Source organism: Streptomyces sp. NBC_01446 (assembly GCF_026340095.1).
In the GTDB taxonomy this organism is placed as follows: domain Bacteria; phylum Actinomycetota; class Actinomycetes; order Streptomycetales; family Streptomycetaceae; genus Streptomyces; species Streptomyces aureus.
Window position 1 is genome coordinate 4,848,649 of the sequence record NZ_JAPEPO010000001.1, and the last position, 6,352, is coordinate 4,855,000.

The 6,352-nt window shown below is 70.4% G+C and carries 6 protein-coding genes (1 of these 6 cut by a window edge); 5 read left to right on the plus strand and 1 reads right to left on the minus strand.

Annotated features, from left to right (window positions below; genetic code table 11):
• The first annotated feature begins 39 nt into the window (after window positions 1-39).
• From manA to OG456_RS21820, 4 genes are all read left to right on the plus strand, one after another.
• Window positions 40-1,191, plus strand: a complete 1,152-nt coding sequence (gene manA / locus OG456_RS21805; protein ID WP_266563508.1) for a mannose-6-phosphate isomerase, class I — start codon at window positions 40-42, stop codon at window positions 1,189-1,191.
• A 128-nt stretch (window positions 1,192-1,319) separates the two neighbouring features.
• Window positions 1,320-2,291 (plus strand): cation diffusion facilitator family transporter, encoded by a 972-nt coding sequence (locus OG456_RS21810; RefSeq protein ID WP_266563510.1) that lies wholly within the window; start codon window positions 1,320-1,322, stop codon window positions 2,289-2,291.
• A gap of 268 nt (window positions 2,292-2,559) precedes the next feature.
• Window positions 2,560-4,023: an adenosylhomocysteinase gene (ahcY, locus tag OG456_RS21815; RefSeq protein ID WP_266563512.1), complete on the plus strand. Its 1,464-nt coding sequence runs from the start codon at window positions 2,560-2,562 to the stop codon at window positions 4,021-4,023.
• A gap of 124 nt (window positions 4,024-4,147) precedes the next feature.
• Window positions 4,148-4,762, plus strand: a complete 615-nt coding sequence (locus OG456_RS21820) for a hypothetical protein (protein WP_266563514.1) — start codon at window positions 4,148-4,150, stop codon at window positions 4,760-4,762.
• 17 nt (window positions 4,763-4,779) lie between these two features.
• Here OG456_RS21820 and OG456_RS21825 read toward each other — a convergent pair whose 3' ends face one another.
• Window positions 4,780-5,718, minus strand: coding sequence for an RDD family protein (locus tag OG456_RS21825; RefSeq protein ID WP_266563516.1), 939 nt, complete (start codon window positions 5,716-5,718; stop codon window positions 4,780-4,782).
• Window positions 5,719-5,824: 106 nt separating this feature from the next.
• Between OG456_RS21825 and OG456_RS21830 the strand changes: the two genes are divergently transcribed.
• A protein-coding gene (locus tag OG456_RS21830) for a stage II sporulation protein M (RefSeq protein WP_266563518.1) crosses the window boundary here: on the plus strand, window positions 5,825-6,352 show its 5' portion. Its footprint extends 480 nt past the window's final position; the window shows 528 of its 1,008 coding nt (coding positions 1-528); it begins with the start codon at window positions 5,825-5,827; its stop codon lies off the right edge, out of view.

Consider the following 6,352-nt stretch of genomic DNA (forward strand, 5'->3'; position numbering starts at 1 on the left):
CCGGCCGGCCCCTGACCCGCGTACGGAGAAGAACACCTGATGGACCGCCTCACCAACACCGTCCGCCCCTATGCCTGGGGCTCGACCACCGCCATCCCGCACCTCATCGGTGCCGAGCCGACGGGCGAGCCGCAGGCCGAGATGTGGATGGGCGCCCACCCGGGAGCCCCCTCACAGACCGGGCGCGGCCCGCTCAACGAGGTGATCGACCAGGCCCCCGAGCGTGAACTCGGCCCGCAGGCCGTCGCGAAGTTCGGCCCCCGCCTCCCCTTCCTCCTCAAACTCCTCGCCGCGGGCGCCCCGCTCTCCCTCCAGGTCCACCCCGACCTCGCCCAGGCCAAGGAGGGTTACGCGGCCGAGGAACGCGCCGGCGTCCCCATAGACGCCCCGCACCGCAACTACAAGGACGCCAACCACAAGCCCGAACTGATCTGCGCCCTCACGCCGTTCGAGGGCCTGTGCGGATTCCGCACCCCCGAAGAGGCCGCACGCCTCATCGAAGGACTCGGCGTCGACTCCCTCAAGCCCTACGCCGACCTGCTGCGCGCCCACCCCGAAGAGGCCGCGCTCCGCGAGGTCCTGACGGCCGTACTGAGCGCGGACCCCGCGGAGATGGCCACCACGGTCACCGAGGCCGAGGCCGCCGCAGAACGTCTCGGCGGCGACTACGCGCCCTACGCCGGGCTCGCCCACCACTACCCCGGCGACCCCGGCGTCATCGCCGCCATGCTGCTCAACCACGTCCGCCTCAACCCCGGGGAGGCTCTCTTCCTCGGCGCCGGCGTCCCGCACGCCTACATCGACGGCCTCGGCGTGGAAATCATGGCCAACTCGGACAATGTCCTGCGCTGCGGCCTCACCCCCAAGCACGTCGACGTCCCCGAACTCCTGCGCATCGTCCGCTTCGAGGCCACCGACCCCGGCATCCTCCGCCCCGAGGCCTCCCCCGACGGCGAAGAGGTCTACGCGACCCCCATCGACGAATTCCGCCTCTCCCGCCACGTCCTGCCCGAGGGTGCGGCCCCGCACGACGTCACCGCCGGGACCCCGCAGATCCTGCTCTGCACCGCGGGCACCGTCCACGCCGGTGAACTCGCCCTCACCGCAGGGCAGTCGGTGTTCGTCCCCGCGGGCGAAAAGGCCGAAGTGTCCGGAGTCGGCATGCTCTTCCGGGCAACCGTGGTGGCCTGACGCGCCCCAGCTGTTCCGGGCTGCAACAATGACCCACCGCAAAGGGTGGGCAAAGCCCGGGACGGCGTACGCGGACAGATCCGTACGAGCCAGGACCGGGACGGCGTACGAAGGGACATCGGGAACACATGAGCGCTTCAGGCGGCACAAAAGCGATCGTGGCGGCACTCGCCGCCAACCTCGCGATCGCGGTAGCGAAATTCGTGGCGTTCCTCTTCAGCGGCTCGTCCTCGATGCTCGCCGAGAGCGTCCACTCGCTCGCCGACTCCGGCAACCAGGGCCTCCTGCTGCTCGGCGGCAAGAAGGCCCAACGCGAGGCGACCCCGCAACACCCCTTCGGCTACGGCCGCGAGCGCTACATCTACGCCTTCCTCGTCTCCATCGTCCTCTTCTCGGTCGGCGGCATGTTCGCCGTCTACGAGGGCTACGAGAAGATCAAGCACCCGCACGCGCTCGAGAACTGGTACTGGCCGATCGGCGTCCTCGTCTTCGCGATCATCGCCGAGGGCTTCTCGTTCCGTACCGCCATCAACGAGTCCAACGAGCTGCGCGGCAAGCTCACCTGGTCCCAGTTCATCCGCCGCGCCAAGGCACCCGAGCTGCCCGTCGTCCTCCTTGAGGACTTCGGCGCGCTGATCGGTCTCGTCCTCGCGCTCGCCGGCACCGGCCTCGCCCTCGCCACCGACGACGGCCTCTGGGACGGCATCGGCACCCTGTGCATCGGCATCCTGCTCATCGCCATCGCGCTCGTGCTGGCCGCCGAGACCAAGTCGCTGCTCCTGGGCGAGGCCGCGGGCATCGACGACGTCAAGAAGATCGAGACCGCGCTCGTCGACGGAGACACCGTCACCCGCGTCATCCACATGCGCACCCTCCACCTCGGCCCCGAGGAACTCCTCGTCGCCGCCAAGATCGCCGTCCAGCACGACGACACGGCCACCGAGGTCGCCAACGCCATCAACGCCGCGGAGGCCCGCATCCGCGAGGCCGTCCCGATCGCCCGCGTGATCTACCTCGAACCGGACATCTACAACGAGGCGGCCGCCTCCGCCGGCGCCAACCCGGCCAGGACCCCGGACAGCCCGACCTCGGACCACTAGGCCCCCGACAGCGCGGACCCGGACGCCGGCTGACCTCCCCGCTCACGCCGGACCCAGAGGCGGGCTGGGTCCGGCTGAGCCGATCGGTGTAGATTCGTCACTGAGCCAGACGTCGCTGCTGATGGCGGTCGGGCGGCCCGCACGACGGGCCGGCCGAGGGAGAGAGGGCCTCCGACGGACTGCGCTGCGAGCGCCGGGCACTCGTATGTCCACCGCCGCAGACCAGCCATGCCCACCTCGACCCACCACCACGAGGAGCAAGCTCCCTATGACGACTGTCGACAACCGACAGGACCAGGACTTCAAGGTCGCCGATCTCTCCCTGGCCGACTTCGGCCGCAAGGAGATCACCCTCGCCGAGCACGAGATGCCCGGCCTGATGTCCATCCGCAAGGAATACGCCGCCACGCAGCCGCTCGCCGGCGCCCGCATCACCGGCTCCCTGCACATGACGGTGCAGACCGCCGTCCTCATCGAGACCCTCGTCGCCCTCGGCGCCGAGGTCCGCTGGGCCTCCTGCAACATCTTCTCCACCCAGGACCACGCCGCCGCGGCCATCGCCGTCGGTCCGAACGGCACCCCGGACAACCCCCAGGGCGTCCCGGTCTTCGCCTGGAAGGGCGAGACCCTCGACGAGTACTGGTGGTGCACGGAGCAGGCCCTGACCTGGCCGAACACTCCCACCGGCGGCCCGAACATGATCCTGGACGACGGCGGTGACGCCACCCTCCTCGTCCACAACGGCGTCCAGTACGAGAAGGACGGCAAGGTCCCCTCGGCCGACACCGCCGAGTCGGACGAACACCGCGTCGTCCTGGAGCTCCTCAACCGCACCATCACCGACGGCTCGCAGAAGTGGACCCAGCTCGCCTCGGAGATCCGCGGCGTGACCGAGGAGACCACGACCGGCGTCCACCGTCTCTACGAGATGTACCGCGACGGCACCCTGCTGTTCCCGGCGATCAACGTGAACGACGCCGTCACGAAGTCGAAGTTCGACAACAAGTACGGCTGCCGCCACTCCCTCATCGACGGCATCAACCGCGCCACCGACGTCCTCATCGGCGGCAAGACCGCCGTCGTCTGCGGTTACGGCGACGTGGGCAAGGGCTGCGCCGAGTCCCTGCGCGGCCAGGGCGCCCGCGTGATCATCACCGAGATCGACCCGATCTGCGCGCTGCAGGCGGCGATGGACGGCTACCAGGTCGCGACGCTCGACGACCTCGTCGACAAGGCCGACATCTTCGTCACCACGACCGGCAACAAGGACATCATCATGGCCTCGGACATGGCCAAGATGAAGCACCAGGCGATCGTGGGCAACATCGGCCACTTCGACAACGAGATCGACATGGCCGGCCTCGCGCAGATCCCCGGCATCGTCAAGGACGAGGTCAAGCCGCAGGTCCACACCTGGAAGTTCCCCGACGGCAAGGTCCTCATCGTCCTTTCCGAAGGCCGCCTCCTGAACCTGGGCAACGCGACGGGCCACCCGTCCTTCGTCATGTCCAACTCGTTCGCGGACCAGACCCTGGCCCAGATCGAGCTGTTCACGAAGCCCGACGAGTACCCGACCGACGTCTACGTGCTCCCCAAGCACCTCGACGAGAAGGTCGCCCGCCTCCACCTCGACGCCCTCGGCGTGAAGCTGACGACCCTGCGCCCCGAGCAGGCCTCGTACATCGGCGTAGAGGTCGACGGCCCGTACAAGCCGGACCACTACCGCTACTGATCCCGAGCGGACCCCGGTGCTACGCAGGCCCCTCGCACTCCGGTGCGGGGGGCCTGCCCCGTACCGGCCCGGCAACCCGCACCGTCCGACGTCCGCACGACCCCGAAGGACCTCGAGAGCCCCCATGCCCCGCGGCCGCTATTCGCTCCACGACACCCACGACCACACCCCCCTCGGCGAAGAACACTTCCACTGCGCCCCCGGCCCCTCCGGCTGGCGCTACGTCTCCCAGACCATCACCCCCTCCGGCGACCACTCCGGCTCCGTCGACCTGGCCATCGACGAACTCGGCCGCCCCATCCGCCTCGAACTCAACGCGGCGAGCTGGCAGGTACGAGGAGCAGCCATCGACGGCGTCACCTGGGTACGCACCGACCCCACCGGCACCCACGCCACCGAGGGAAACGCCCCCGCGCACGCCTTCACCGGCACCTCGCCGGCCTTCCTCGTCGCCACCGCACGCCTGCTGCGCCTCACCCCCGCTTCCCCCGCGACCCGCGTCCGCCTGGTCCGCTTCACCGACCCCGTCCTGGCCCCCCTCACCCTCGACCAGTCCTGGGCCCTGCTGAAAACAGAAACACACGCCACTGACACCGGCCCCCTGAACGTCGACGAATACCAGGTCACAGACCTGGACACGGGGGAACAACAGGCCGTCCACCTCGCCGGCGACGTGGTGCTCGCCGCCCCCGGCATCGAGCTCGAACACCTCGAATCCCCGCCCTCGACCTTCGCCTGAGAGACGGCGGACCCCCGTCAGGCAGGCGGCACGAAACCCGTGCCCGGCCCCGCGTCCTCGCGAGGACGCGCAGGCGCGACATCGAAAGTGGGAGGCGCGGCCGCGACAGCCGGACCCCCAGGCTGCCCAACCGGCGCCCCGACACCCGGATACACCGGACCCGGCCCACCCACCGGACCCGCCCCGACCGGAGCCACCCCCGCCGCCCCGCCGCCGAACGCCCGCTGCGCATCCCGCGACTGCCGCTCATGCACCACCGCGGCCAAATACGCCGCAGGCGGCACCTCACGCGGCGCCGGAGCCCCCGTACACGCCGCCAGATCACCGGCAAGCCGCTCCGCCATCGCCCAGCCCACCTGCGGATCCAGCTGCCCCATCCGCGTCAGATATGACCGGACCGCCAGCCACAGCCCGTCCGGCACCCCCGACAGATCGAGCCCGGCGAACCGCCCCACCAGCCACGGAGGCGGCGGAGGCACGAACCGCGCCGGCCCCGCCGGCACCCGCTCCCGCACGACGAGCGTCCCCGCGAACACGTCCCCGAGCCGCCGCCCCCGCTCGGACACCAGCGACGCGATGCACGCGACCACCCCGAACGTCATGAGGATCTCCACGACCCCGACGGCCCCGCGCACCAGCGCGTGCCGGAACCGGATCGGCCCCCCGTCGTCCCGCACCACACGAAGTCCGCACGCCAGCTTGCCCAGCGAACGCCCATGGCTCAGCGTCTCCACCGCGATCGGCACCCCGACGAGCACCAGCACGAACGTCGCCACCGCCACAGCCGCGGCCGCCGCCTCGTCCAGGGAAGCGGTGGACGCCACGATCCCCATCGTCACCACGATGTACACGGTGAACGCCACGACGAGATCGATGACCACCGCCAACGCCCGACTGGGCAGCTTCGCGGGGCGCAGCTCAAGAGCCACCGCCTCGCCCGTCACAAGCTCACTCACGCCGGCCGTCCTTCCCTGCCCTGCCCTCGGAACCGCCAGTCTGCCAAGCTGAGGGCACATCGCGCCGCATAGCGGCAGCAACAGCAGCCGAGGAGCAGCCGACCCGATGGACCTCGACGTCTTCGTGTCCGCCCACCGAGCCGAGTGGGACCGCCTGGACGCGCTGCTGCGCCGCCGACGCCGCCTCACCGGCGCCGAAGCCGACGAACTCGTCACCCTCTACCAGCGGGCCGCGACCCACCTCTCCCTGATCCAGTCCAGCGCCCCGGACCCTCAGATATCCGGCCGCCTCACACAACTGGTGGCACGCGCGCGTAGTGCCGTGACAGGCACCCGCCGCGCCTCTTGGCGCGACGTGACCCGCTTCCTGACCCAAGGCTTCCCCGCGGCGGTCTACCGCTCCCGCCACTGGTGGGTCCCCACCGCCCTCCTCTCCACCGCGATAGCCGCCCTCCTGGGCTGGTGGATAGGAACGCACCCCGAAGTTCAGGCGTCGATCGCCGCCCCATCCGAACTGCGCGACCTCACGCGTCCGGGCGGCCAGTACGAGACCTATTACTCCAGCCACCCCGCAGCCTCTTTCGCCGCCCAGGTGTGGACGAACAACGCCCAGGCGGCCGCCATGTGCCTGGTC